The sequence below is a fragment of the Achromobacter piechaudii NBRC 102461 genome (genome assembly GCF_001571245.1).
Lineage (GTDB): Bacteria > Pseudomonadota > Gammaproteobacteria > Burkholderiales > Burkholderiaceae_B > Achromobacter > Achromobacter piechaudii.
In genome coordinates, this window is the sequence record NZ_BCTK01000005.1 from 619,498 (window position 1) to 644,643 (window position 25,146).

Annotated in this window: 22 protein-coding genes; 19 read left to right on the forward strand and 3 right to left on the reverse strand. The window is 65.0% G+C overall.

Annotation, left to right across the window (positions count from 1 at the left end; genetic code table 11):
- Positions 1 to 58: 58 nt before the first annotated feature.
- From API01S_RS09520 to API01S_RS09565, 10 genes are all read left to right on the forward strand, one after another.
- Positions 59 to 1,189, forward strand: coding sequence for an efflux RND transporter periplasmic adaptor subunit (locus tag API01S_RS09520; protein WP_061304286.1), 1,131 nt, complete (start codon positions 59 to 61; stop codon positions 1,187 to 1,189).
- Between the two features lie 17 nt (positions 1,190 to 1,206).
- Entirely contained in the window at positions 1,207 to 4,302 is a 3,096-nt protein-coding gene (locus API01S_RS09525; RefSeq protein ID WP_061304287.1) for a MexW/MexI family multidrug efflux RND transporter permease subunit, read from the forward strand.
- A 10-nt stretch (positions 4,303 to 4,312) separates the two neighbouring features.
- Complete coding sequence (locus API01S_RS09530; protein ID WP_061304290.1) at positions 4,313 to 5,779, forward strand: efflux transporter outer membrane subunit; 1,467 nt, start codon at positions 4,313 to 4,315, stop codon at positions 5,777 to 5,779.
- A 58-nt stretch (positions 5,780 to 5,837) separates the two neighbouring features.
- Positions 5,838 to 6,506, forward strand: a complete 669-nt coding sequence (locus tag API01S_RS09535) for a helix-turn-helix transcriptional regulator (protein WP_061304292.1) — start codon at positions 5,838 to 5,840, stop codon at positions 6,504 to 6,506.
- Between the two features lie 56 nt (positions 6,507 to 6,562).
- The gene (locus API01S_RS09540; protein ID WP_050727892.1) at positions 6,563 to 7,459 is read left to right on the forward strand and encodes a LysR family transcriptional regulator; all 897 of its coding nucleotides are present in this window, start codon (positions 6,563 to 6,565) and stop codon (positions 7,457 to 7,459) included.
- A gap of 141 nt (positions 7,460 to 7,600) precedes the next feature.
- A complete protein-coding gene (locus tag API01S_RS09545) occupies positions 7,601 to 9,103 on the forward strand; it encodes an ABC transporter substrate-binding protein (protein WP_061304293.1) in 1,503 nt (500 codons plus the stop codon).
- 86 nt (positions 9,104 to 9,189) lie between these two features.
- Complete coding sequence (locus API01S_RS09550; RefSeq protein WP_061304295.1) at positions 9,190 to 10,989, forward strand: gamma-glutamyltransferase family protein; 1,800 nt, start codon at positions 9,190 to 9,192, stop codon at positions 10,987 to 10,989.
- Between the two features lie 82 nt (positions 10,990 to 11,071).
- A complete protein-coding gene (locus API01S_RS09555) occupies positions 11,072 to 12,064 on the forward strand; it encodes a diacylglycerol/lipid kinase family protein (RefSeq protein WP_156329809.1) in 993 nt (330 codons plus the stop codon).
- Positions 12,061 to 12,864, forward strand: coding sequence for a metallophosphoesterase family protein (locus tag API01S_RS09560; protein ID WP_061304297.1), 804 nt, complete (start codon positions 12,061 to 12,063; stop codon positions 12,862 to 12,864). Before API01S_RS09555 ends, API01S_RS09560 begins: the two co-directional genes overlap by 4 nt.
- Before the next feature lie 7 nt (positions 12,865 to 12,871).
- A complete protein-coding gene (locus tag API01S_RS09565) occupies positions 12,872 to 13,636 on the forward strand; it encodes a phosphatase PAP2 family protein (RefSeq protein ID WP_061304299.1) in 765 nt (254 codons plus the stop codon).
- Here API01S_RS09565 and API01S_RS09570 read toward each other — a convergent pair.
- From API01S_RS09570 to API01S_RS09580, 3 genes are read right to left on the reverse strand one after another with little or no spacing between them, the layout of a single operon-like run.
- A complete protein-coding gene (locus API01S_RS09570; RefSeq protein WP_050727888.1) occupies positions 13,610 to 14,047 on the reverse strand; it encodes an NAD(P)-binding domain-containing protein in 438 nt (145 codons plus the stop codon). The two genes, API01S_RS09565 and API01S_RS09570, sit on opposite strands and share 27 nt — an antisense overlap.
- Positions 14,044 to 14,487 carry a PaaI family thioesterase gene (locus API01S_RS09575; RefSeq protein WP_006217956.1) on the reverse strand — a complete coding sequence of 148 codons (444 nt, stop codon included), beginning with the start codon at positions 14,485 to 14,487 and terminating at the stop codon, positions 14,044 to 14,046. The genes API01S_RS09570 and API01S_RS09575 overlap by 4 nt, the downstream gene beginning before the upstream one ends.
- Entirely contained in the window at positions 14,484 to 15,098 is a 615-nt protein-coding gene (locus API01S_RS09580; RefSeq protein ID WP_061304301.1) for a TetR/AcrR family transcriptional regulator, read from the reverse strand. The genes API01S_RS09575 and API01S_RS09580 overlap by 4 nt, the downstream gene beginning before the upstream one ends.
- Positions 15,099 to 15,554: 456 nt before the next feature.
- Between API01S_RS09580 and API01S_RS09585 the strand changes: the two genes are divergently transcribed.
- The 9 genes from API01S_RS09585 (at position 15,555) to nuoH (ending at position 25,135) form a co-directional block, all read left to right on the forward strand.
- The gene (locus tag API01S_RS09585; protein WP_061304302.1) at positions 15,555 to 16,670 is read left to right on the forward strand and encodes a porin; all 1,116 of its coding nucleotides are present in this window, start codon (positions 15,555 to 15,557) and stop codon (positions 16,668 to 16,670) included.
- Positions 16,671 to 16,967: 297 nt separating this feature from the next.
- A complete protein-coding gene (locus API01S_RS09590; RefSeq protein WP_006217959.1) occupies positions 16,968 to 17,327 on the forward strand; it encodes an NADH-quinone oxidoreductase subunit A in 360 nt (119 codons plus the stop codon).
- Between the two features lie 46 nt (positions 17,328 to 17,373).
- Positions 17,374 to 17,850: a NuoB/complex I 20 kDa subunit family protein gene (locus API01S_RS09595; protein ID WP_006217960.1), complete on the forward strand. Its 477-nt coding sequence runs from the start codon at positions 17,374 to 17,376 to the stop codon at positions 17,848 to 17,850.
- 75 nt (positions 17,851 to 17,925) lie between these two features.
- Positions 17,926 to 18,552 carry an NADH-quinone oxidoreductase subunit C gene (locus API01S_RS09600; protein ID WP_006217961.1) on the forward strand — a complete coding sequence of 209 codons (627 nt, stop codon included), beginning with the start codon at positions 17,926 to 17,928 and terminating at the stop codon, positions 18,550 to 18,552.
- A gap of 3 nt (positions 18,553 to 18,555) precedes the next feature.
- The gene (locus API01S_RS09605) at positions 18,556 to 19,812 is read left to right on the forward strand and encodes an NADH-quinone oxidoreductase subunit D (RefSeq protein WP_006217962.1); all 1,257 of its coding nucleotides are present in this window, start codon (positions 18,556 to 18,558) and stop codon (positions 19,810 to 19,812) included.
- A gap of 48 nt (positions 19,813 to 19,860) precedes the next feature.
- The gene (gene nuoE / locus API01S_RS09610; RefSeq protein WP_006217963.1) at positions 19,861 to 20,355 is read left to right on the forward strand and encodes an NADH-quinone oxidoreductase subunit NuoE; all 495 of its coding nucleotides are present in this window, start codon (positions 19,861 to 19,863) and stop codon (positions 20,353 to 20,355) included.
- The gene (gene nuoF, locus API01S_RS09615; protein ID WP_061304304.1) at positions 20,352 to 21,719 is read left to right on the forward strand and encodes an NADH-quinone oxidoreductase subunit NuoF; all 1,368 of its coding nucleotides are present in this window, start codon (positions 20,352 to 20,354) and stop codon (positions 21,717 to 21,719) included. The genes nuoE and nuoF overlap by 4 nt, the downstream gene beginning before the upstream one ends.
- A gap of 15 nt (positions 21,720 to 21,734) precedes the next feature.
- Positions 21,735 to 24,062 (forward strand): NADH-quinone oxidoreductase subunit NuoG, encoded by a 2,328-nt coding sequence (gene nuoG / locus API01S_RS09620; protein WP_050727886.1) that lies wholly within the window; start codon positions 21,735 to 21,737, stop codon positions 24,060 to 24,062.
- Complete coding sequence (gene nuoH, locus API01S_RS09625; protein WP_006217966.1) at positions 24,062 to 25,135, forward strand: NADH-quinone oxidoreductase subunit NuoH; 1,074 nt, start codon at positions 24,062 to 24,064, stop codon at positions 25,133 to 25,135. Before nuoG ends, nuoH begins: the two co-directional genes overlap by 1 nt.
- Positions 25,136 to 25,146 lie beyond the last annotated feature (11 nt).

The window sequence follows — 25,146 nt, forward strand, 5'->3', positions numbered from 1 at the left end:
GGAATTTGCCGAATCATGGATTATCCAAGCTTATTCTTGGATAAATAAAGAGAAGATCATGAAGGCGAAAACTGGAGCATGGGCCGCGAGCGCGCTTGTGCTGGTATTGGCGGTGGGGGGCGGCTTGGCCTGGAAGCATGGGCGCGCGTCGCAGCAGGGCGGATGGGCGATGGCGCCGGCCAAGGTGGCGGTGGCGCCCGCCGTGCAGGCCGATTTTCCGATGACGCTGACCGGGATAGGCTCGCTGGAGGCGACGCGCCAGGTCCAGGTGCCGGCCGAAGTGGATGGTCGCGTCACGCAGATTCTGTTCACGGCGGGGCAGGCGGTGAAGGCCGGCCAGTTGCTGGTGCAGATGAACGACGCGCCCGAACGGGGCGAATTGGCGCGCCTGGAAGCGCAGGTCCGCAACGCGCGCGCCTTGTTGGAACGTACCCGGCGGCTCGTGCCACAACAGGCCGCCACGCGCGAACAGCTGGAGCAGGCGCAGGCCGACCATGACCAGGCCGCCGCCGACGTCCGGCGCGTGCAGGCGCTGATCGAGCAAAAGCGCATCAAGGCGCCGTTCGATGGCGTGCTGGGCGTGCGCCGGGTGCATCTGGGCCAGTTCGCCCGCGCCGGCGATCCGATGGTGTCGCTGACGGATGCCTCCACGCTGTACGCCAATATCATCCTGCCCGAACAGGCGCTGGGCGCGGTACGAACCGACCAGCCCGTGACGGTGACGGTGGATGCGCATCCCGGCCGCGAGTTCACCGGCCGGGTCACGACGGTGGAGCCGCAAGTGGATGCCGGATCGCGCACTGTGCGGGTGCAGGCCACCCTGGCCAACCCCGATGGCGCGCTGGCCGCAGGCATGTTCGCGCATGGCGGCATCGGCCTGCCCGATCGTCCCGACGTCATCACCGTGCCGGAAACCGCCGTCAGCTATAGCGCTTATGGCGATTCCGTCTACGTGCTGACGCCACCCAAGCCCGATTCGGACGGCGAGCCCGCCACGGTGCGGCAGGCCTATGTCAAGACGGCCGAGCGGGTGCGCGGCCGGGTGGTCGTCACCGAAGGCCTGAACGCTGGTGACCAGGTCGTGACGTCGGGGCAGCTGCGCCTGCACAACGGCGCGGCGGTCGAGGTGACGGCCTCGGACACCGTGGCGCTGCGCGCGCCCGGGCAGACCGCGTCACGGTCCAACTAGGCCGACGGGAGACAAGCATGACATTCACCGATCTCTTCGTGCGCCGGCCCGTGCTGGCGCTGGTGGTCAGCACGCTGATCCTGCTGCTGGGCATCAAGGCCTTGAGCGGACTGCCCGTGCGGCAATACCCGCTGACCGAAAGCACCACTATCACCATCACCACCCAGTACCCGGGCGCGTCACCCGATCTGATGCAAGGCTTCGTCACGCAGCCCATCGCGCAATCCGTGGCCACGGTGGAAGGCATCGACTACCTGTCGTCGTCGTCCACCCAGGGCCGCAGCGTGATCACGGTTCGGATGAAGCTGAACGCCGATTCCAACAAGGCCATGACCGAAGTGATGGCCAAGGTCAACGAGGTCAAGTATCGGCTGCCGCCTGACGTCTACGATCCCGTGCTGGTCAAATCGGCGGGCGAGGCGACCGCCGTGGCCTACGTGGGCTTTTCCAGCTCGACGCTGTCGCTGGCGGCGCTGACCGATTACCTGTCGCGCGTGGTGCAGCCGCAACTGTCCTCGATCGACGGCGTGGCCAGCGTGGAGCTGTATGGCGGACAGAAGCTGGCCATGCGCGTGTGGCTGGACCCCGACCGCATGGCGGCGCGGGGCATTTCGGCGGGCGAACTGGCAGAGGCGCTGCGCGATAACAACGTGCAGGCCGCACCCGGCCAGGCCAAGAGCCTTTACGTGGTGTCCAATATCCAGGTCAATACCGACGTGGTGAGCGTGGCGCAATTCCGCGACCTGATCGTCAAGCGCGATGGCGACGCCATCGTGCGGCTGGGCGATGTGGCCACCGTGGAACTGGGGGCGGCGTCCACGGATTCCAGCGGCTTCATGGACGGCGAGCCCGCCGTCTACTTCGGCCTGAACGCCACGCCGGTCGGCAATCCGCTGGTCATCGTCAAGCGCTTGCAGGAGCTCTTGCCCAACATCAAGCAGAACCTGCCGCCCGGCACCAGCGTGCAAGTCCCCTTCGAGCTGGCCCGCTTCATCAGCGCGTCGATCGATGGCGTGATGCAGACGCTGCTGGAAGCCATCGCCATTGTGGTCGTGGTGATCTTTCTCTGCCTGGGCTCGCTGCGCGCCGTGCTGATCCCCGTCGTCACCATCCCGCTGTCGATGCTGGGCGGGGCGGCCATCATGGCGTTGTTCGGCTTTAGCGTGAACCTGTTGACCTTGCTGGCGATGGTGCTGGCCATCGGCCTGGTGGTGGACGACGCCATCGTGGTGGTGGAAAACGTGCACCGCCATATCGAAGAAGGCAAGTCGCCGGTGCGCGCGGCGTTGATCGGGGCGCGCGAAGTGGCCGGGCCGGTGATCGCCATGACCATCACGCTGGCTGCCGTGTACGCGCCCATCGGCCTGATGGGTGGACTGACCGGATCGCTGTTCAAGGAATTCGCCTTCACGCTGGCCGGCGCGGTCGTTGTGTCGGGTGTCATCGCGCTGACCTTGTCGCCCGTGATGAGCTCGTTCCTGTTGAACAGCCGCGTGTCCGAGGGCAGGATGGCGCGCTATGCCGAACGCGCGTTCGGTCGATTGGGCGACGCCTATGGGCGCGTGCTGGACGTGTCGTTGCGGCATCGCTGGGTGACCGGCCTGATCGCCGTCGCGGTGCTGATCAGCCTGCCGCTGCTGTACAACGCCGCGCAGCGCGAGCTGGCGCCGGTCGAGGACCAGTCCACCGTGCTGACCGCGATCAAGTCGCCGCAGCATGCCAACATCGACTATGTGGAAAAGTTCGGCAAGCAGTGGGACGACGTGATGAAGACCGTGCCCGAACAGAAGGGGCGCTGGCTGATCAACGGGTCGGACGGCGTGTCCAACAGCATCGGCGGCGTGGACTTTGTCGACTGGCAGGACCGCAAGCGCAGCGCCGATGAAATCCAGGCCGACATGCAGGCGCTGGCCAATCAGGTCGAAGGCAGCAATATCTTTGCATTCCAGCTGCCGTCGCTGCCCGGTTCCACGGGCGGCCTGCCGGTGCAGATGGTGCTGATGAGCGCCGCCGATTACCCGGTCGTGTACGAAGCCATGGAAAGCCTGAAGAAGGCCGCGCGCGACAGCGGCCTGTTCATGGTGGTGGACAGCGACCTGGACTACAACAACCCCGTGCTGCGACTGAATGTGGACCGCGCCAAGGCCAACAGCCTGGGCGTCACCATGAAGGCCATCGGCGACACACTGGCGGTGCTGGTGGGTGAAAACTACGTCAACCGCTTCGGCATGGACGGACGCTCGTATGACGTCATTCCGCAAAGCCGGCCGGAGCAGCGCGTGTCGCCGCAAGCCCTGGCCCAATTCCACGTCAAGAGCGCCAGCGGCGCGCAAGTGCCCCTGTCCAACTTGGTGTCGGTGTCCATGGGCGTGGAACCGAACTCGCTGACCCAGTTCAACCAATTGAACGCCGCCACGTTCCAGGCCATTCCGATGCCCGGCGTCACCATGGGCGACGCGGTGAAGTTCCTGTCCGAACAGGCGCAGCGGCTGCCCGCTGGGTTCAGCCACGACTGGCAGTCCGATGCGCGCCAGTTCAGCCAGGAAGGCTCGGCGCTGATGATTACCTTCGTCTTCGCCATCATCGTCATCTACCTGGTGCTGGCTGCGCAGTACGAAAGCCTGCGCGACCCCTTCATCATCCTGGTCAGCGTGCCGATGTCGATCTGCGGGGCGCTGATTCCGCTGGCGCTGGGCATGGCGACCGTGAACATCTATACGCAGATCGGCCTGGTGACATTGATCGGCCTGATCAGCAAGCACGGCATTCTGATGGTGGAGTTCGCCAACGAAATGCAGGTCAGCCATGGACTGGATCGGCGCGCGGCGATGGAACAGGCCGCCCGCATCCGTCTGCGTCCCATCCTGATGACGACCGCGGCGATGGTGATGGGGCTGATTCCCTTGCTGTTCGCGACCGGGGCGGGCGCGCACAGCCGCTACAGCCTGGGCCTGGTCATCGTGGTGGGCCTGCTGGTAGGCACGTTGTTCACGCTGTTCGTGCTGCCCACCGTCTACACCGTGTTCGCGCGCGACCACCGCGCCGCCCATGACACGCCGCGCGCGCGCGAACTGGCGGCGGCGCGAGCCGAAGACGCCGTTGCTACGCACTGAGGATCCGACCATGACTGATTACCATCGACTCGACCGCGCGCGCCGCGCGGCCACCGTACTGCTGGCGGCATTGGCATTGGCCGGCTGCGCCGTTGGCCCCGATTACCAGCGGCCGCAAGATGCGTCCGTGGTGCTGGCCAGCCCCGAAGCGGCGCTGTTTTCCGCCGACGCCCTGCAACGCGACTGGTGGAAGCAACTGCAAGACCCGCAGTTGGACCAACTGGTGGCGCTGGCCTTGAGCCGCAATCACGACATCCGCATCGCGCAGTCCCGCCTGGCGGAATCGCGCGCCGTGCTGGACGAAAAGGAACTTGACCGCCTGCCGGCGGTGACCCTGGACGGGCGCTATGAACGCAGCCTGTCTCAGGCCCATGCCGGCCCGACGGGCCAGCGCAATCTGGCTCAGAGCTATCGGGCGGGCTTTGACGCCACGTGGGAACTGGACTTGTGGGGGCGTCTGCGCCACGCGGCGCAAGGCGCGGCGGCGCGCAGCGAAGCGCAGCAGGCCGACTTGGCCCAGACGCGCATCGTGGTGGCCGCCGAAGTGGCGCGCAACTATTTCGAGCTGCGCGGCGCCGAGCAGCGCCTGGCGGTCGCGCGCGCCAATCTGGCCAGCCAGCGCGATAGCCTGCGCGTGACCGAGGCGATGGTGCAGGCCGGCCGGGGCGACGAAGGCGATCTTGCCAGCGCGCGCGCGGAACTCGAAACGGTGCAGGCCAGCGTGCCCGTGCAAGTCACGGCCAGGCGGCTGGCGCAGTATCGGCTGGCGGTGTTGGCCGGCATGCGGCCGGTCGAACTGGCCGCGCTGGATGCAAGCCAGCCGCTGGCTCCCCTGACTGCGCGGCTGCCGATTGGCGACGTGGGGGCGCTCTTGTCGCGCCGGCCGGACGTGGCGGCGGCCGAGCGCAACATGGCCGCCGCCAACGCGGACGTGGGTGTCGCCACCGCCGAGCTGTATCCCCGCATCGATCTGGGCGGGTTCCTGGGCTTTGTCGCGCTGCGCGGGGCGGACGTTGGCGCGGCATCCAGCCGTGCGTTCAGCGTGGCGTCCGGCGTGAACTGGCCCGCCTTGCACCTGCCGACCGCGCTGGCCAGAAAGCGCGCGGCCGTCGCGCGTGCCGATGGGGTGGTGGCGCGCTACGAGCAGACGGTGCTTCAGGCGGTGCAGGAACTGGAGTCGGCCCTGACCGAATTCGGCCAGACGCAGCAGCGGCTGGGCAATTTGCTGGAGGCGGCCGCGCAGAGCCGGCGCGCGGCCGATCTGGCCCAGTTGCGCTATCGCGCCGGCAGCGCGCCGTATTTGACGGTGCTGGATGCCCAGCGTACGCTTTTGCGCGCCCAGGATGCCGTGGCGGTGGCCGAAACCGATTCCTATACTCGTCTCGTCGCGCTTTACAAAGCGCTGGGCGGCGGGTGGGAGGCCCCTGGCGACGCCGACGCGCCGCCCGCCTCGGTAGCGTTGGCGCCGGCCCGCTGACCGGTCGCCCGGTTCGTGGCACCATAGGAAACTTCACGCCCCGAGGTTCATCATCGTCATGTCCGACAGCCCCTCCCAACCCGTCACCTGGATGCCGCATCAGCCGGCGGACCGCGTGCTCATGACCTTGAAGACGCGCGGCCCGCAGTCCGTCGCCGTCATCGCCCGGACCATGGACGTGACGGCCGAGGCGGTGCGCCAGCAGATGACGCGCTTGCACGCGGACGGGCTGGTCGATTCCGAAAGCCACAGCGCCGGGCGCGGCCGTCCCACGCAGATCTGGTTCCTGACCGACGCGGGCCACGGCCGCTTTCCCGATACGCATGCCGAGATGACGGTGCAGATGATCGGCGCCGTGCGCCAGGTCTTCGGCGAGGAAGGCGTGGACAAGCTGATCCAGGCGCGCGAAGCCGCCATGATGGATGGCTATCAGCGCGCGATGGCGGGCGCCGATGACCTGCCTTCCCGCCTGGACCGCCTGGTGCAACTGCGCGCGTCCGAAGGCTATATGGCTGAGATGCGCGCAGACGGCGCAGACTTTCTGTTTATCGAGAACCACTGTCCGATCTGCTCGGCGGCCAAGGCCTGTATGGGCTTTTGCCGCAGCGAACTCGATCTGTTCCGCAAGGTGCTGGGGCCGAACGTTCAAGTGGAGCGCGAAGAGCACATCCTGAGCGGCGCGCGCCGCTGCGCCTATCGCGTCACGCGAATCGCGGGCGAGGCCTAGGCGTTGCGCCCGTGCCGTCGCCGTTTCTGCATGCCGCCGGTCCTACAATCCGCCCCATGACTCTCAAGCAACTTGAAGCGTTTTACTGGGCCGCCACGTGCGCCAGCTTCGCCGTGGCCGCTGAACGGCTGCACCTGTCGGTGTCGTCGCTGTCCAAGCGCATCACCGAGCTTGAGGACGCGCTGGGCCGGCCCCTGTTCGACCGCAGCGGCCACAAGGCCGCGCTGACCGACGCCGGGCAGCGGCTGCTGCCGCAGGCGCGCGAGCTTCTGGCGGCGGCCGACCAGGTGCGTGCGTCCATGGCGGAAACCCCAGGGTTGCGCGGCCGTTGCCGCTTCGGCGTCGGTGAATTGACGGCGCTGACCTGGTTGCCGCGCCTGATCGGGGTGGTGCGCGCCGCCTATCCCGACCTGGTGCTGGAACCCTATGTCGACATTGGACAGGTGCTGGAGCAGCGCGTGGCGGATGGCGAACTGGATTTTGCCGTGATCGCCGGCCGGTCCTCGCGCGCGAACATCGCCTCGACGCCCATCGGCCAGGCCCGCTTCGCCTGGGTGGCCGCGCCGGACGCGCTGGGTGGCGACACCCGCATGTCGCCGGCGCTGCTGGGCCGCCTTCCGCTGGTGACGCTGCCGCCCGGCGCGGGCACGACGCGGATCATCGACGACTGGCTCGCGGGGCGCGACGCCGCTGGCGAGCGTCTCTGTTGCAACAACTGGGGCGCCATCGTCGGGCTGCTGATCGAAGGCACCGGGGTGGGGTTGATCCCCGAACATTGGGCCCAGGCGCTGCAAGCCGAAGGCAGCTTGCGCGTGTTGCGCTGCGATCCCGAACCGGCCGCGCTGGCGTACTCGTTTCAGTATCGGCGCGACGACGCGCGACCGCTGGTCGCCCGCCTGCGCGAATCCGTCGCGGCGGCCGTGGACTTTTCCGCGCCATGCCGCTTGCCCTGACTGGCTTGCCCCGATCCCCTGGTCCGGTCGTCCGCGAGGCGGTCGGCGCACACCTCTTTTAGCGGCGCGACAGCTGCCGCTCTATACAATCGCCGCGCGCCTGGCGCAGAATTCCACAAGATGCAACGACGGAGAACACTCATGCGTAAACTTTGCCTCGCCATGGCCATGGCGGGAATGCTGGTCAGCGGCCTGGCGCAAGCCCAGTCCACCCTGCGTATCGGTCTGCAAGACGATCCGGACGTGTTGGACCCGGTACGCGCCCGTACCTTCGTGGGCCGCATCGTCTTTGCTTCTCTCTGCGACAAGCTGGTCGACATCACGCCCGACCTGAAGATCGTGCCGCAGTTGGCGCAGTCCTGGACGATCGGTCCCGACAACAAGACGCTGACCTTCAAGCTGCGCACCGATGCCGTCTTCCATGACGGCACGCCGGTCAACGCCGCGGCGGTCAAGGCCAACCTGGACCGTGCCCGCACGCTGCCGGACAGCAACCGCAAGAGCGAGCTGGCCACCGTCGCCAGCGTGGATGCGCCGGACGCCAATACCGTGGTGCTGAACCTGTCCGAGCCCGACGCGTCGCTGCTGTCGCAGCTGTCCGACCGCGCCGGGATGATGATGTCGCCCGCCACGTTCGACAAGGATCCGGGCAGCAAGCCCGTGTGTTCGGGCCCGTACCAATTCAAGGAGCGCGTGCAGAACGACCGCATCGTGCTCGAAAAATTTCCCAAGTATTGGGACGCCGGCAATTTCCATTTCGACCGTCTGGTGTTCACGCCGATTCCTGACAACACCGTGCGCCTGAACAACCTGCGCGCCGGCGATCTGGACATCATCGAACGCGTGGCGCCCAGCGACGCCAAGGCCGTCAAGGACGACCGCAACCTGCGCCTGGCCCCGGTGACCGGTCTGGGCTTCCAATCGATCTCGGTCAACCTGGGCAACGGCGCGCGCGCCAACAACCCGCTGGCCAAGGACAAGCGCGTGCGTCAGGCGCTGGACCTGGCGATCGACCGCGACGTGCTGAACCAGGTGATCGGCGAGGGCATGTTCCAACCGGCATACCAGCCGTTCCCGCCCGCCAGCTTCGCCTACAACACGGCCTTCGAACACAAGGGCCGCGACCCCAAAAAGGCGCAGGCGCTGTTGAAGGAAGCCGGCTTTGACCGGGTGAAGTTCGAGATCACCTTCGGCAACAACACGACCATGCAGCAGGTGTTCGAGCTGGTGCAGGCCATGGGCGCGGAAGCCGGTTTCGACATCACGCTGCGTCCGGTGGAATTCGCATCGCTGCAATCGTCGCTTGCGCGCGGCGACTTTGAAGTGGGCCAGAGCGGATGGTCGGGCCGAGTCGATCCCAGCGGCAATATCCATCAGTACCTCAGCTGCAAGGGCAACCTGAATGACGGCAAGTTCTGCGACGCTGGCGTCGACAAGCTGCTGAACGACGCACGCGCCGAAGCCGATACGGCCAAGCGCCGCGCGCTGTACGACCAGGTGCTGACCAGCATGCAGGAACGGCGCCCCATCATCTACCTGTTCTACCTGCCGTGGACCTTCGGCGTGCAAAAGAAGCTTGAAGGCTTCGTGCCTTACCCCGACGGGCTGATCCGCCTGAAGGGCGTGACCGTCGCCAAGAAGTAAGCAGGCGACCGACGACGGGATCCGCTTTCGGATCCCGTTTTTTTTCTTATTCGCGGGCGGCGCGCGCCGCCGCTACAGGAAGCACCATGTTTACGACTCGCCCGGAAATCCTTGGCACCTTCGGTGTCGTGACCTCTACCCATTGGCTGGCCAGCGCGGCAGGCATGTCGCTGCTGGAACGCGGTGGCAACGCCTTCGACGCCTGCGTGGCCTCGGCCTTCGTGTTGCAGGTGGTCGAGCCCCATCTGGTCGGCCCGGCTGGCGAAGTGCCGGCGGTGTTCTATTCGGCGCGTACGGGCAAGCTGGAAGTGTTGTGCGGCCAGGGCACGACGCCGGCCGCCGCGACGCTTGCGCGATATCGCGCCGAAGGGCTGAAGCTGATTCCCGGCAATGGTCTGCTGGCCACGGTGATTCCCGGCGCGTTCGACGCATGGATGCTGTTGCTGCGCGATCACGGCACGATGCGCGTGCGCGACGTGCTGGAACCGGCCATCTATTACGCCGAACACGGCCACGCGCTGATGCCGCGCATTTCCAACACCATCGCGGGGCTGAAGGATTTCTTTGAGACCCATTGGCCCACGACCGCCTCGGTCTATGTGCCGGGCGGCAAGGTTCCGGAAGCGAGGAAACTGTTCCGCAATCCGGCGCTGGCCCGCACCTGGACGCGGGTGTTGAAAGAGGCGGAAAGCGTGGGCGCCGACCGCGAACGCCAGATCGAGGCCGCGCGGGATGCGTTCTATCGCGGCTTCATCGCCGAAGAGATCGACCGTTTCGCGCGCAACACCGACGTCATGGACGAAAGCGGTAGCACGCACCGTGGCGTCATCACGGCTGACGACCTGGCCGGCTGGTCGGCCAGCTACGACACCCCGCTGACCTACGACTATCACGGCTACACCGTCGCCAAGGCCGGCGCCTGGAGCCAGGGCCCTGTTTTTCTTCAAACGCTGGCGCTGCTCAAGGGCATGGATCTGGCGAGCGTTGGCCCGAACAGCGTCGAGTTCATCCACCGCGTCACCGAGGCGATGAAGCTGGCGTTTGCCGACCGGGAAGCCTATTACGGCGACCCCGCCTTCATCGATGTGCCGCTGGCGCACCTGCTGTCGGACGCCTACAACGACGAGCGCCGCGCCCTGATCGGCGAGACCGCCTCGCACGCGCTGCTGCCCGGCCAGGTGCCCGGTTTCGAGGCGCAGGTCGCGCGCGTGATGGATACGCTGGAACGGCTGTCCAAGGTGTCCGCGCCGGGCAGCGCCACCAACGAGCCCACGCTGGCCGATATGCGCGCCTCGGCCAAGCGCGGCGATACCACGCACGTGGATGTGATCGACCGCTGGGGCAACATGATTTCGGCCACGCCGTCGGGCGGCTGGTTCCAATCGTCACCGGTGATACCCGAACTGGGCTTTGGCTTGAACACCCGCGCGCAGATGTTCTGGCTGGAAGAGGGCTTGCCCGGTACGCTGGCCCCGGGCAAGCGCCCGCGTACGACGCTGACGCCGTCGCTGGCGCTGCGCGACGGCAAGCCGTACCTGGCCTTCGGCACGCCGGGCGGCGACCAGCAGGAGCAATGGCAGTTGCTGTTCTTCCTGCGCCACGTGCATCACGGGCTGAATCTGCAGGAAGCCATCGATATGCCGATGTCGCACACGATGCACTTTCCCACGTCGTTCTATCCGCGTGACCGCAAGCCGGGCCATCTGGCGGTAGAGGCCAGCTTTGGCGCAGAGGTGATCGATGGCTTGCGTCAACGTGGGCACGAGATCGAGGAAGTGCCCGAGTGGTCGGTCGGCCGCTTGACGGCGGCCTCGCGCGATGAAGACGGCCTGCTGCATGCCGCCGCTACGCCGCGACTGATGCAGGCGTACGCCATCGGGCGTTGACCGTTGTGGTGTGATCGGGCCTCGCCGTGCGCGAGGCCCGCGTCGGACCTGTCGTGATGCCGCCTTGCGGCGTTTTGCCGGCATGGGCTATCTTTCTCCCATGACTTCTTCCGACCAGCGCCAAGGCACCGGAGCGCCCTCCCTGACGGGACAAGAGCCGCTATTCATCGTCCTCAACACCGGATCGGGGCGCGGCGACGCGCAGGTCCTGCAAGACACCATCCGAGGCATTCTCGATGAGGCGGGCCGGCGTTACACGCTGATGCCCGTGGACGATCCCACCCACCTGACCGAAACCGCGCAGGACGCCGTCAAGCGCGCGCAGGACGAAAAGGGCGTCGTCATCGCGGCTGGCGGCGATGGCACGCTGAACGCGGTGGCCGCCACCGTGCTTGGCAAGGGGGTGCCGTTCGGCATCCTGCCGCAGGGCACGTTCAATTACTTCGGCCGCGCTTACGGGATCTCGCAAGAGACAGACGTGGCGCTGCGCGGCTTTCTGCAAGGCCATATCGAACCGGTGCGCGTGGGCCAGTTGAACGGCCGGCTGTTCCTGGTCAACGCCAGCCTGGGGCTGTATCCCACGCTGCTGGAAGACCGCGAAGCCTACAAGCAGCGATTCGGCCGCAGCCGGCTGGTGGCGCTGTGGTCCGGCGTGGTGACGCTGCTGCGCGCGCCGCGCCAACTGCGGCTGCAACTCGAAGAGAAGGGCGGGGTGCGCGACCTGCGCACGCCGACGCTGGTGGTGGGCAACAACAAGTTGCAGCTGGAGCATGTCGGCATCGAATCCGAAGACCTGGAACGCGACCGGCTCGTCGCCATGACGGTCAAGCCGGTTGGTACGCTGGCGCTATACGGGCTGCTGCTGCGCGGGCTGTTCAGCCGGCTGGGCGAAGCCGAGCACGTCATCAGCTTCGGCTTTCAGCGCATGACGGTGCGCATCCGCGGGCGCCATCGCGTCAAGGTGGCGATGGACGGCGAAATCTCGTGGATGAACACGCCGCTGGAATTCAAGGTGGCCGAGGAAAAGCTGCCGCTGGTGGTGCCGGCCGACCCGCAATACCTGGATCGCTCATGACGCGGATACTGCAACTGTCGGACACGCATTTCGGTACCGAGCGCAAACCCGTCGTCGAGGCCGCGCTGGACCTGGCGCGGTCGCTCAATCCGGATCTGGTGGTGGTAAGCGGCGACATCACGCAGCGTGCGCGCCGCGCGCAGTTCGCGGCGGCGCGCAAGTTCATCGAGCGCCTGTCGCTGCCCGTGCTGACCGTGCCGGGCAACCACGACATCCCGTTGATCAACCTGTTCGCCCGCGCCTTGAATCCCTACGGCAACTACAAGCGGGCGCTGGGCGCGGTGCTGGAACCGGTGTTTGAAAACCCGTGTCTCCTTGCCATCGGCGTGAACACGACGCGGCCGCGCCGCCACAAGGACGGCGAGATTTCCGACGCGCAGATCGCGCGGGTTGCGCAGCGCCTGCGCCAGGCGCGGCCGGGCCAGTTGCGCGTAGTCGTGGCCCATCACCCGGTGCGCGCCAAGGTGGAATCCGACCTGTCGAACCTGCTCAATGGGCGCGAGCGCGCGCTGGCGGCGTGGGCGCAGGCAGGCATCGATCTGGTGCTGGGCGGCCACATCCACCTGCCCTATGTGCTGCCGCTGTCGGCGGGCGGGCTGCCGGCAGGATGGATCGTGCAAGCCGGCACCGCGTGTTCGCGCCGGGTGCGAGGCAGCGTGCCCAACTCGGTAAACGTGATCACGCGCGAAGGCGAAGGCGACCAGCAGATATGCCATGTCGAACGCTGGGACTACGCCGAGGCCACCCACGTTTTTGCACCGGTCGACAAGACCCTGGTGACCACTGTTGACCGCCGGTGAGCCCTGAATGAGCGATACCTACGCGGCGTGGGCTGCGGCCCATGCCCTTGAATTGTTTATTGCGTTGCCGCTGTTGACGGGCGCGATGGCGCTGTTCGTGCTTCGCGCCTTGGCCGGCTGCCCTTTGAAGACGCGCCGCCGCGCCTTCGTGGGGGGCGTCTCGCTGGCGTTGCTGGTATTCGGTGTGCTGGCTTGGGCAGTGCACACCCAGGGCAGGGTGGTTGCGTTCGACGCCGAGTTGGCCGACGCTTTGAGCATGTCGATGGAATCGTCGCTGCTGTGGCTGCTGTCCTGGTTCACGTATCTGGGCGACCGCGATTTCCTGACCGTCGTCAGCGTCTTGATGACGCTCTATCTCCTGTGGACCGGCTGGTGGCGGTTGGCGGCATTCTGCGCGCTGACCACGGGTTTGGGCGGTGCGCTCAACTGGGTGCTCAAGCACAGCTTTGAACGCGTCCGGCCTGACCACGACCACGGCTTCGTGGCGGCGGCGGGGTGGAGCTTTCCCAGCGGCCATGCCTCGGCGGCCATGGCCGTGTACGGCACGGCCTGCTATCTGGTGTGGCGCCTGGCGCCTGCGTCATGGCGCTGGCCAAGCGTGGCGCTGGCGGCCGCGCTGATCATGGCGATCGGCCTGAGCCGCATTCTGCTTCAGGTGCACTTTGCCAGCGACGTGGCGGCGGGCTTTGCCGTCACGCTGGCGTGGCTTGCCCTTTGCGTGGCCGTGGCCGAACGCTGCTGCCAGTCACGCCGGGCACAACAAGAGCCGTAAAAGCCGGCGCTGTATGCCGCTGGTGTCTTCGGCGGTCAGGCCGGGGATGCTGGTGTAGCGGCCGCCTGCGACAGTGACGGCGCGGTCCAGTTGGTGCGCGCGTTCCGGGGGCGGCGGCGCCAGGTCCACGATCAGCTTGCCCAGGATGGGTGCAGTCACCGCGCCATCGCTGAAGCGTTCCAACGTGCGGTCGATCTCCCGCTCGCGCGGCAGGGCCAGCACGATGGTGTCCGATTCCATCAATGCTTCGCAGGCCGAGGTCGCCAGCGTGGCGGAGCCGCGAAAGGGCTCGCAGCGTTCCGGGTCGATGTCGTACAGGGTCAGCGCGATGTCCGGTTCGGCTTCCAGCAGACGCCGGGCGGCCATCGTGCCGGTGTCGCCCATGCCGACGATGCTGATGCGCAGGTTCATGGCTTGGGCACGGACCACGTGCTCACGATATGGGCTACGGGCTCGTCGGAGCCTTCGCCGGTCAGGATGACTTCGCCCGCCGACAACCGGCCCACCTTGAGCAGCCGGGCATCGGCATGGATGGCGCCCGCGGGGCTTTTGCGCAGGAAGTTGATGGTCAGGCTGGCCGTCACGGCGTGCGTCTGCCCCGTGGCGCCCACGACGGCGGCGTACATGGCCAGATCCGCCAGCCCCATCAGCATCGGCCCTGCCACGATCCCGCCCAGGCGCTGGTGCGCTTCGCGGGCCGGCAATACCGCGCGGGCGGTGCCGCGCCCGATGCGCACCACGTCGATGCCCAACAACAGCGAAAAGGGATGCTGGTCGGCCAACAGGATGTGAAAGTCGGCCAGGGTGATCAGCGGCGCGTCGGCGTCTGCGGTCAGGAGGGTTGCGGTCATCGTTGCTCCAGGGCGAGGCAATATTGGTCCAGCAAGGCGTCGGCCTGCTGACCCAGGGATTTCAGGCGATGCGTGTGCTGCAACAGCAACAGTCCCATCAGGTAGGTGAACACGTTCATCTGTTCGACCGCGACCATGCCGGGGTCCCAGGCCTTGGTGCGTGCGAGCGCCGCGCCGATAAGGTCCACGCACTGGCGCAGGCGGGCGTTGAGCTTTTCGTCCATTTCCCTGCCCAGTCCGCGCGGGCCCAATCCCTGGAACAGGTACAGGCCCAGGGAAAAATCCGTGCGCCGCTGGGCGTAGTAATCGAAGAAGGTGTGGATGGTCTTGCGCGCCGCGCCGGACGCGGGCCAGGCCGAGGCCTCGGTCAGGTGGTCGTGCAGGCCTCGCAGCGATTCGTCCAGCAATTCGCCATAGAGCGCTTCCTTGCCGCCAAACCAGGGATAAATCGCGCCGGTGGTGCAGCCGGCCTCTTTCGCAATCGCGCGGATCGTGGTCTTTTCCAATCCGTCCCGCGCGAACACGCGCCGAGCGGCGTCCAGGATCATCTGCCGGCGCAGGGCATTGAGGCGTTCATTGCGTTCGGTGCGATCGGAAGATGAGGTCGGCATGGGGTTTCGGAAGAGGGCGGGGCGAGTCGATCATATCGACGATTTTTATTTATAACAACGTTATCAGAATGGGGCGCGCGGCCGAGTCCAGCGGACGCCTTTGCGGGCCACCAGACCGGTTTCCGAGTACAAAGCAGGCAGGGGAAGAGGCGAAAGGCCTCTGAAAGCGCATTGGAAAAAGTCCTCGAATAATTGGGGGCAGGGCTGCAAGTCGCATGGATACGTGCTTACCCGTTTTGACTCGGGTTAGCCCTAACACCATTGGACGGACGCGATCCCGATGTTGCAAGATCCCAACAGGGGTGTCGCAAACCTGCACTTTTCTGACGCCGACCATAGCCAGTCCCCCCGATTTTTGATGCAATAGCGTCAACTTCCCTTCGCGGAGTTAGGGGGGCGGCAGGCTGGTTTGCTGGATTGCTGCTCTTGTCACTCAAATCAACGGAGATTTCTTAAATGAAAAAGACTCTGCTCGCTGCCGCCCTGCTCGCCGGTTTTGCCGGTGTCGCCCAGGCAGAAACGTCTGTTACCCTGTACGGCATCATCGACACGGGCCTCGGCTACAACAAGATCAGCGGCGCCCCGAACGATGCGGCCAACGGCAGCCGTTTTGGCATGATCAACGGCGTTCAGAACGGTTCGCGCTGGGGTCTGCGTGGTTCGGAAGACCTGGGTGACGGCCTGCGCGCTGTTTTCCAACTGGAATCGGGCTTCAACTCCGGTAACGGCAACTCCGCTCAAGGCGGCCGCCTGTTCGGTCGTCAAGCCACCGTCGGTCTGGCCAGCGACAGCTGGGGTCAACTGGACTTCGGTCGCCAAACCAACATCGCGTCGAAGTACTTCGGCTCGATCGATCCGTTCGGCGCTGGCTTCGGTCAAGCTAACATCGGCGTGGCTCTGAGCGCCGCCAACACGAACCGCTACGACAACATGGTCATGTATCAGACCCCGTCGTTCAGCGGCTTCCAGTTCGGCGTCGGCTACTCGTTCAACGTGAACGACACCAACGCTGCTCAAACCGGCTTCAAGACCGCCGACAACACCCGCGCCATCACGACCGGTCTGCGCTACGTCAACGGCCCCCTGAACGTCGCCCTGACGTACGACCAACTGAACGCCTCGAACAAGCTGTCGTCGGCTTCGGTTGACGCCACCCCGCGTCAGTACGCCATCGGCGGTTCGTACGACTTCGAAGTTGTGAAGCTGGCTCTGGCCTATGCTCGCACCACCGACGGCTGGTTCGCCGGTCAAGGCGTCGACACCAACGTCGGCAGCGTCAACTTCGGCGCCAACGCCTTCGCTGACGGCTTCAAGGCCAACTCGTACATGGTCGGCCTGTCCGCCCCGATCGGCGGCGCAAGCAGCCTGTTCGGTTCGTGGCAGCGTGTTGACCCCTCGAACGACAAGTTGACCGGCGGCGATGCCACCACCAACGTGTACTCGCTGGGCTACACCTACGACCTGTCCAAGCGCACCAACCTGTACGCTTACGGTTCGTACGCTAAGAACTACGCCTTCATCGACGACGTCAAGTCGACCGCTGTCGGCGTCGGTGTCCGCCACCGCTTCTAATCCACTGCAGGGCGCAAGCCCTGTCTGGATATAAAGCGCAAGCGAACGAACGGGCTGCGGCTCGTTCGTATAAAGCCACCCTTCGGGGTGGCTTTTTTTTGTGCTTTGGTTTGATTTTTTACCCCGCGCAGGAGCTTGTCAGCCGAGTCCTGTATGCTTGCGGTTCTGGTCCGAAAACTGCAATTGTTCCATTTGAGGAATGCAGTCTTTCACCCGTTGTTCAAGCTACAGAGTTCAGCCGGAAGTAACCACGCGAATGCTACAATCCTAAGGTTTGCGCATTTGACGGACGCCTGAATGAACCTGCAACAGTATTTTCCCGTCCTGCTGTTTATCGTAGTGGCCACCCTTATCGGGTTCGCGCTTCTAACGGCCGGCTCCCTCCTTGGCCCGCGGCGTCCCTACGCTGAGAAGCTGTCGCCCTATGAGTGCGGCTTCGAAGCGTTTGAAGACGCGCGCATGAAGTTTGACGTGCGCTACTACCTGGTGGCGATTCTGTTCATTCTTTTCGACCTGGAAATCGCGTTCCTGTTCCCGTGGGCCATTGCCCAAGGCACAGTCGGGCTCGTCGGTTTCTGGACGGTCATGGTTTTCCTAGCCGTGTTGACCGTCGGCTTCATCTACGAATGGAAAAAGGGCGCGCTGGATTGGGAATAAACCCGCTTCGGGTTGTTTTCTTCACCGCACGCTATCAGAGACGAATATGGCTATAGACGGCATTCTCAAGCAAGGGTTCATCACAACCAGCGCCGACAAGTTCCTTAATTGGGCGAAGACCGGCTCCATGTGGCCCATGACCTTCGGTCTGGCCTGTTGCGCGGTTGAGATGATGCACGCGGGCGCTGCCCGTTATGACCTGGACCAGTTCGGCATCATCTTCCGACCCAGTCCGCGTCAGTCCGATCTGATGATCGTCGCTGGCACGCTGTGCAACAAGATGGCGCCGGCGCTGCGCAAGGTCTATGACCAGATGCCCGAACCGCGTTGGGTCGTGTCCATGGGCTCCTGTGCCAATGGCGGCGGCTACTACCACTACTCGTATTCGGTGGTGCGTGGCTGCGACCGCATCGTACCGGTAGACGTCTACGTGCCGGGCTGCCCGCCCACGGCCGAGGCGCTGGTCTACGGCTTGCTGCAAATGCAGAACAAGATCCGCCTGACCAACACGATTGCGCGCTGATCTTTCGCCCCGTCCGCGGCAGTCCTTGCCGCCGACCCTGCGAAACCAGCGTATCGGATCACCTAAGCGTACAAGATGATGACCAGGCTCGAATCCCTGAAAAACAATTTGCAGACCACCCTCGGCGCAGATATTGCGTTGACCGAGGCGTTGGGCGAGCTCACGCTCGAAGTGCCCGCGCAGCAATGGTTCGCGGTCTGCAACAAGCTGCGCACCGAAGCCGGCCTGCGCTTTGAAACCTGTATCGACCTCTGTGGCGTCGACTACCTGACCTGGGGCAACGGCACGCGCCAACTGCCTGAGGAACCGGGCGCCAAGGTGCATCGCGCGCGTTTCGCCGTCGTGATCCACCTGCTCTCGATCGAGCACAACTGGCGTCTGCGTGTTCGCACCTGGGCAGCCGATGACGAATTCCCGATCGTTGCGTCGCTGATGGAATGCTGGCCGGCCGTGGGCTGGTTCGAACGCGAAGCGTTCGACCTGTACGGTATCGTCTTCGAAGGCCATCCCGACCTGCGCCGCATCCTGACCGACTACGGCTTCATCGGCCATCCTTTCCGCAAGGACTTCCCGCTGTCGGGCACCGTCGAAATGCGTTACGACCCCGAACAACGGCGCGTCATTTACCAGCCGGTCACGATCGATCCGCGCGAGATCACCCCGCGCGTGGTCCGCGAAGACTCCTACGGCTTGGGGCGTTAAATCATGGCAGAAATCAAGAACTACACGCTTAACTTCGGTCCTCAGCATCCGGCCGCGCACGGTGTGTTGCGCCTGGTGCTTGAACTGGACGGCGAAGTCATCCAGCGCGCCGACCCGCACATCGGCCTGCTGCATCGCGCCACCGAAAAGCTGGCCGAGCACAAGACCTACATCCAGGCGCTGCCCTACATGGACCGCCTGGACTACGTGTCCATGATGTGCAACGAGCACGCCTACGTCATGGCCATCGAAAAGCTGCTGGGTGTCGAAGCCCCGCTGCGCGCCCAGTACATCCGCGTGATGTTCGACGAGATCACGCGCCTCCTGAACCACCTGATGTCCCTGGGCTCGCACGCCCTGGACGTGGGTGCAATGGCCGTGTTCCTGTACGCCTTCCGTGAACGTGAAGACCTGATGGACTGCTACGAAGCGGTCTCGGGCGCGCGCATGCACGCGGCTTACTATCGTCCGGGTGGCGTCTACCGCGATTTGCCGGACACGATGCCGCAGTACGGCGACACCAGCAAATACCGCGGCGACAAAGAAATGCGCATCATGAATGACGCGCGTTCGGGCTCGCTGCTGGACTTCATCGAAGACTTCACCAACCGCTTCCCGGCCTGCGTCGACGAGTACGAAACGCTGCTGACCGACAACCGCATCTGGAAGCAGCGTCTGGTGGGCATTGGCGTGGTCGACCCCGATCGCGCAAAGGCGCTGGGCTTCACCGGCCCGATGCTGCGTGGTTCGGGCGTTGCCTGGGACTTGCGCAAGACGCAGCCCTACGAAGTCTATGACCTGCTCGATTTCGACATCCCCGTGGGTGTCAACGGCGACTGCTACGACCGCTACCTGGTCCGCATCGCCGAAATGCGTGAAAGCAATCGCATCATCCGCCAGTGCGTGGAATGGCTGCGCAACAACCCGGGTCCGGTCATGATCGAGAATCACAAGATCGCCCCGCCCAAGCGCACTGCCATGAAGACCAACATGGAAGAGCTGATTCATCACTTCAAGCTCTTCACCGAAGGTTTCCACGTGCCCCCGGGCGAGGCGTATGCCTCGGTGGAGCACCCCAAGGGCGAGTTCGGCATCTATCTGGTGTCGGACGGCGCCAACAAGCCTTACCGCCTGAAGATTCGCGCGCCTGGCTTTGTCCACCTGCAATCGCTGGACGAAATGTCGCGCGGTCACATGATCGCCGACGCCGTCACCATCATTGGTACGCAGGACATCGTTTTCGGCGAGATCGATCGCTGATCCCCCGAGAACAGTCCCGAGCACGCCCGCATAACCCGGATTCAAACTATGCTGCTTTCCGAACAGGCCTACCAGAAAATCGACCGAGAACTCGCGAAGTTCCCGGCCGACCAGCGGCAGTCCGCCATCATGGCCTCGCTTGCCATCGCGCAAGAAGAGAAGGGCTGGTTGGCTACCGAAACCATTGAAGATGTGGCCAATTACATTGGCGTCCCGCCCATTGCGGTGCAGGAAGTCGCCACGTTCTACAACATGTTCGACGTCAAGCCCGTCGGCAAGAACAAGATCGCCGTCTGCACGAACCTGCCCTGTGCCTTGCGCGATGGCGACCGTGCCGGCGAATACCTCAAGCGCAAGCTGGGTGTCGACTACCGTCAAACCACCGCCGACGGCCAGTTCACGCTGGTTGAAGGCGAATGCATGGGCGCTTGCGGCGATTCCCCCGTGCTGATCGTGAACAACAAGCATATGTGCGTGCGCATGACCGACGAGAAGCTGGACGCGCTGGTCGCGGCCCTCAAGGTGCAAGGAGAGTCGGCATGAACGCGCCCGACCTGTACAAACAGTTCGCGCAGGGGCTTGATCCCGATCCGCTGAACGACCCGTCCAATTCGATGTGCCTGCATGGTCGGCACATCAAGCCGCAGATCATGGCCGACGTCGACGGCGCCAACTGGCGCCTCGAAGACTACGTCAAGCGCGGCGGCTACGAAGCACTGAAGAAGATCCTGACCACCGACATGAAGCCGGAAGACGTGATCGCCGAAGTCAAGGCGTCGGGTCTGCGCGGCCGTGGCGGCGCGGGCTTTCCGACCGGCCTGAAGTGGAGCTTCATGCCGCGCGCGTTCCCCGGCCAGAAGTACCTCGTCTGCAACTCGGACGAAGGCGAACCGGGCACGTTCAAGGACCGCGACATCCTGCGCTTCAATCCGCACATCGTGATTGAAGGCATGGCGATTGCTGCTTTCGCCATGGGCATCAGCGTCGGCTACAACTACATCCACGGCGAAATCTTCGAAGTCTACGAGCGCTTCGAAGAGGCGCTGGAAGAGGCGCGCGCCGCCGGCTTCCTGGGCGACAAGCTGCTGGGTTCGGACTTCAGCTTCCAGCTGCACGCATTCCACGGCTACGGCGCCTACATCTGCGGCGAAGAAACCGCGCTGCTGGAATCGCTGGAAGGCAAGAAGGGCCAACCGCGCTTCAAGCCGCCGTTCCCGGCCAGCTTCGGCCTGTACGGCAAGCCCACCACGATCAACAACACGGAAACGTTCGCGGCCGTGCCGTGGATCATCCGCAATAGCGGCCAGGCCTACCTGGAAGTCGGCAAGCCGAACAACGGCGGCACCAAGCTGTTCTCGATCACCGGCGACGTCGAACGCCCCGGCAACTACGAGATTCCGCTGGGCACCCCGTTCTCGACCCTGCTGGAACTGGCGGGCGGCATGCGCGGCGGCAAGAAACTGAAGGCGGTGATTCCTGGCGGATCCAGCGCCCCGGTGCTGCCGGCCGACATCATCATGGAATGCACGATGGACTATGACTCCATCGCCAAGGCCGGCTCGATGCTGGGCTCCGGCGCTGTGATCGTCATGGACGAAACGCGCTGCATGGTGAAGTCGCTGCTGCGTCTGTCGTACTTCTATTTCGAGGAAAGCTGCGGCCAGTGCACGCCGTGCCGCGAAGGCACCGGCTGGCTCTACCGCATGGTGCATCGCATCGAAAACGGTCACGGCCGTCCGGAAGATCTGGACTTGCTGGACAACGTGGCAGGCAACATCATGGGCCGCACCATCTGCGCCCTGGGTGACGCCGCCGCCATGCCCGTCCGTGGCTTCCTCAAGCATTTTCGCGACGAATTCGCGCACCACATCGAGCATAAGTCGTGTGTGGTCCCGCAATATCTGTAGGTCTCAGGAACAGCAATGGTTGAACTAACCGTCGACGGCAATCAGGTCGAAGTGCCCGAAGGCAGCATGGTCATGCATGCCGCTCAGAAAGTCGGGCTTTACGTGCCGCATTTCTGCTACCACAAGAAACTGTCCATCGCGGCCAACTGCCGCATGTGCCTGGTTGAAGTGGAAAAAGCGCCCAAGGCGCTGCCCGCCTGCGCCACGCCCGTGACGAACGGCATGGTCGTGCACACCTGCTCCGAGAAGGCTCGCGCCGCTCAGAAGTCGGTGATGGAATTCTTGCTCATCAATCACCCTCTCGACTGCCCGATCTGCGATCAGGGCGGCGAATGCCAGTTGCAGGATCTGGCCGTGGGCTACGGTGGCTCGTCCTCGCGTTACCAAGAGGAAAAGCGCGTCGTCTTCCACAAGGACCTGGGTCCGCTGGTTTCCGCCGAGGAAATGAGCCGCTGCATCCACTGCACCCGTTGCGTGCGCTTCGGCCAGGAAATCGCCGGCGTCATGGAACTGGGCATGTTGGGCCGTGGCGAGCACTCTGAAATCACGACGTTCGTCGGCCGTTCGATCGAATCCGAACTGTCCGGCAACATGATCGACATCTGTCCGGTGGGCGCGCTGACTTCCAAGCCCTTCCGCTACAGCGCCCGCACCTGGGAACTGGCCCGCCGCCGTTCGGTCAGCCCGCACGACAGCCTGGGCGCCAACCTGGTGGTCCAGGTCAAGGGCGACCGCGTCATGCGCGTGGTTCCGTTCGAAGACGAAGCCGTCAACGAATGCTGGATCAGCGACCGCGACCGCTTCTCGTACGAAGGCCTGAACAGCGACGACCGCCTGACCGCCCCGATGATCAAGGGCACTGACGGCAAGTGGCAGGAAGCGTCGTGGGCCGACGCGCTGCAAGCCGTCGCCCAAGGCCTGTCGCGGGTTCGCGACAGTTTCGGCGCTGGCCAGATCGGCGCGCTGGCGTCGGAATACGCCACGACCGAAGAGTATGCGTTGCTGGGCCGCCTGGTCCGCGCGCTGGGTTCCGAGAACATCGACTTCCGCCTGCGCCAGACCGATCCGGCGTTTGACGCCGCCTTGACCGGCGCGCCGTGGCTGGGCATGCCCATCGCTGAACTCGACAACCTGGACCGCGTCCTGGTCGTCGGCTCGTTCCTGCGCAAGGATCACCCGCTGATGGCACAACGCCTGCGTCAGGCCGCCAAGCGCGGCACGCAGATCCTGATGGTCGACAGCGCCGCTGACGATCCTCTGATGCCCATCGCCGCCCGCATCACCGTGGCGCCTTCCGAGCTGCCGCGCGCGCTGGCCGAAGTGGCCGTCGCGCTGGCGCAAGCCAAGGACCAGGCCGTGCCGGCCGAGTTCGCCTCGGTCACCCCGGGCGAAAACGCCAAGCTCATCGCCGCCAGCCTCGCATCCGGCGCCAACACCGCCGTGCTGCTGGGCAACCTGGCCGTGGCCAGCGCGCAGGCTTCCACGCTGGCCGCCAACGGCCGTGCCGTGGCGAACCTGGCCGGTGGCAAGTTCGGCTTCCTGACCTCGGGCGGCAACACCGTCGGTGGTTATCTGGCTGGCGCGGTTCCGGGCAAGGGCGGCAAGACTGCCGCCGCCATGCTGGCCGAGCCGCTCAAGGCTTACATCGTGCTGCACGCCGAGCCGCTGCTGGATGCCGATAACGGCCAGCAAGCCATCGCCGCGCTGCGTGGCGCGCAATTCGCCGTCGCCCTGACGCCTTATCGTTCGGCCGCCGCCGAATGGGCCGACGTCATGCTGCCGGTCTCGCCGTTCACCGAAACCTCGGGCACCTTCGTCAACGCCCAAGGTCTGGCTCAAAGCTTCAAGGGCACGGTCACGCCGCTGGGTCAGACGCGTCCGGGCTGGAAGGTCCTGCGCGTGCTGGGCAACGTGCTGCATCTGGCCGGCTTTGACGATGAAACGTCGGAATCGGTGCGCGACGCCGCGCTGGCTGGCGGCATCGAAGGCCGCCTGTCCAACGACGTCAAGGCGCCGTTGGGTCTGGGCCAGGCCGCGACCGGCCTGGAACGCGTGGCCGACGTGCCGATCTACCGCACCGACGCGATGGTGCGCCGCTCGGAGCCGCTGCAAGCGTCCCCGGCGTCCAAGAAGCCGGCTGCCGCCATGAACGGCCGCACGCTCGCCAGCCTGGGCCTGACGGCCGGGGTCAAGGTGCGCGTCGCGGGTGCGCAAGGCGCCGTCGAACTTGAAACCGTGCAGGACGATGCCGTGGCCGACCGCGCCGTGCGCATTTCCGCAGCCTTTGAAAACACCGCAGCCCTGGGTGGCGCATTCGGTCAACTCAGCGTGGAGCGTGCCTGATGGAATGGCTTAATGTTCTTGAGGGCCACGGGCAGGCATTGCTGGGCCCGACGGTCTGGATGGTCCTCTGGACCCTCATCAAGATTGTGATCATCGCCGTGCCGATCATTCTGTGCGTTGCGTACCTGACGTACTGGGAACGCAAGATGATCGGCGCCATGCACGTGCGCATGGGTCCGAACCGCGTCGGTTTCAAGGGGCTGCTTCAGCCGTTTGCCGACGTGTTCAAGCTGCTGACCAAGGAAGTCGTGGTTCCCAGCCAGGCCAACAAGGTGCTGTTCATCGTGGCCCCCGTGGTCACGCTGATGCCGGCGCTGGCGGCCTGGGCCGTGGTGCCGTTCGGCCCGGACATCGTGCTGGCCAACGTCAATGCCGGCCTGCTGTACATCATGGCCATCACGTCCATCGGCGTGTACGGCGTGATCGTGGCGGGTTGGGCGTCGAACTCCAAGTACGCGTTCCTGGGTGCGCTGCGCGCCTCGGCACAGATGCTGTCCTACGAACTGGCCATCGGCTTCGTGCTCGTCACGGTGCTGCTGGTGTCGGGCAGCCTGAACATGTCCGAGATCGTAAACGTCCAGAACCGCGGCTGGTTTGCCGACAAGGGACTGACGTTCATGTCCTGGAACTGGCTGCCGCTGTTGCCGCTGTTCGTGATCTACGTGATTTCGGCCGTGGCCGAAACCAACCGTCACCCGTTCGACGTCGTCGAAGGCGAATCGGAAATCGTGGCCGGCCACATGGTCGAGTACTCGGGTATGGCCTTCGCCCTGTTCTTCCTGGGTGAATACGCCAACATGATCCTGCTGTCCTGCATGGCATCGATCATGTTCCTGGGCGGCTGGGCCTCCCCGATCGACATCGTGCCGCTGACCTGGATCCCGGGTTGGATCTGGCTGGGTCTGAAGACGTTCTTCGTGGTCTCGTTGTTTGTGTGGTTCCGCGCATCGTTCCCGCGCTACCGCTATGACCAGATCATGCGTTTGGGTTGGAAAATCTTCATCCCGCTGACCGGCGTTTGGCTGGTCGTGGTGGCGATCTGGATGCAGACGCCCTGGAACATTTGGCGCTAAGCCGCCAGGCA

Bases quoted from the DNA above. Each gene is read 5' to 3' on its own strand.
- nuoG (WP_050727886.1), top strand. From the start codon at position 21,735: ATGGTTGAACTAACCGTCGACGGCAATCAGGTCGAAGTGCCCGAAGGC.
- API01S_RS09565 (WP_061304299.1), top strand. From the start codon at position 12,872: ATGAGCGATACCTACGCGGCGTGGGCTGCGGCCCATGCCCTTGAATTG.
- API01S_RS09560 (WP_061304297.1), top strand. From the start codon at position 12,061: ATGACGCGGATACTGCAACTGTCGGACACGCATTTCGGTACCGAGCGC.
- API01S_RS09535 (WP_061304292.1), top strand. From the start codon at position 5,838: ATGTCCGACAGCCCCTCCCAACCCGTCACCTGGATGCCGCATCAGCCG.
- nuoF (WP_061304304.1), top strand. From the start codon at position 20,352: ATGAACGCGCCCGACCTGTACAAACAGTTCGCGCAGGGGCTTGATCCC.
- API01S_RS09605 (WP_006217962.1), top strand. From the start codon at position 18,556: ATGGCAGAAATCAAGAACTACACGCTTAACTTCGGTCCTCAGCATCCG.
- nuoE (WP_006217963.1), top strand. From the start codon at position 19,861: ATGCTGCTTTCCGAACAGGCCTACCAGAAAATCGACCGAGAACTCGCG.
- API01S_RS09585 (WP_061304302.1), top strand. From the start codon at position 15,555: ATGAAAAAGACTCTGCTCGCTGCCGCCCTGCTCGCCGGTTTTGCCGGT.
- API01S_RS09520 (WP_061304286.1), top strand. From the start codon at position 59: ATGAAGGCGAAAACTGGAGCATGGGCCGCGAGCGCGCTTGTGCTGGTA.
- API01S_RS09575 (WP_006217956.1), bottom strand. From the start codon at position 14,487: ATGACCGCAACCCTCCTGACCGCAGACGCCGACGCGCCGCTGATCACC.
- API01S_RS09550 (WP_061304295.1), top strand. From the start codon at position 9,190: ATGTTTACGACTCGCCCGGAAATCCTTGGCACCTTCGGTGTCGTGACC.
- nuoH (WP_006217966.1), top strand. From the start codon at position 24,062: ATGGAATGGCTTAATGTTCTTGAGGGCCACGGGCAGGCATTGCTGGGC.
- API01S_RS09600 (WP_006217961.1), top strand. From the start codon at position 17,926: ATGATGACCAGGCTCGAATCCCTGAAAAACAATTTGCAGACCACCCTC.
- API01S_RS09590 (WP_006217959.1), top strand. From the start codon at position 16,968: ATGAACCTGCAACAGTATTTTCCCGTCCTGCTGTTTATCGTAGTGGCC.
- API01S_RS09580 (WP_061304301.1), bottom strand. From the start codon at position 15,098: ATGCCGACCTCATCTTCCGATCGCACCGAACGCAATGAACGCCTCAAT.
- API01S_RS09530 (WP_061304290.1), top strand. From the start codon at position 4,313: ATGACTGATTACCATCGACTCGACCGCGCGCGCCGCGCGGCCACCGTA.
- API01S_RS09545 (WP_061304293.1), top strand. From the start codon at position 7,601: ATGCGTAAACTTTGCCTCGCCATGGCCATGGCGGGAATGCTGGTCAGC.
- API01S_RS09595 (WP_006217960.1), top strand. From the start codon at position 17,374: ATGGCTATAGACGGCATTCTCAAGCAAGGGTTCATCACAACCAGCGCC.
- API01S_RS09525 (WP_061304287.1), top strand. From the start codon at position 1,207: ATGACATTCACCGATCTCTTCGTGCGCCGGCCCGTGCTGGCGCTGGTG.
- API01S_RS09570 (WP_050727888.1), bottom strand. From the start codon at position 14,047: ATGAACCTGCGCATCAGCATCGTCGGCATGGGCGACACCGGCACGATG.
- API01S_RS09555 (WP_156329809.1), top strand. From the start codon at position 11,072: ATGGGCTATCTTTCTCCCATGACTTCTTCCGACCAGCGCCAAGGCACC.
- API01S_RS09540 (WP_050727892.1), top strand. From the start codon at position 6,563: ATGACTCTCAAGCAACTTGAAGCGTTTTACTGGGCCGCCACGTGCGCC.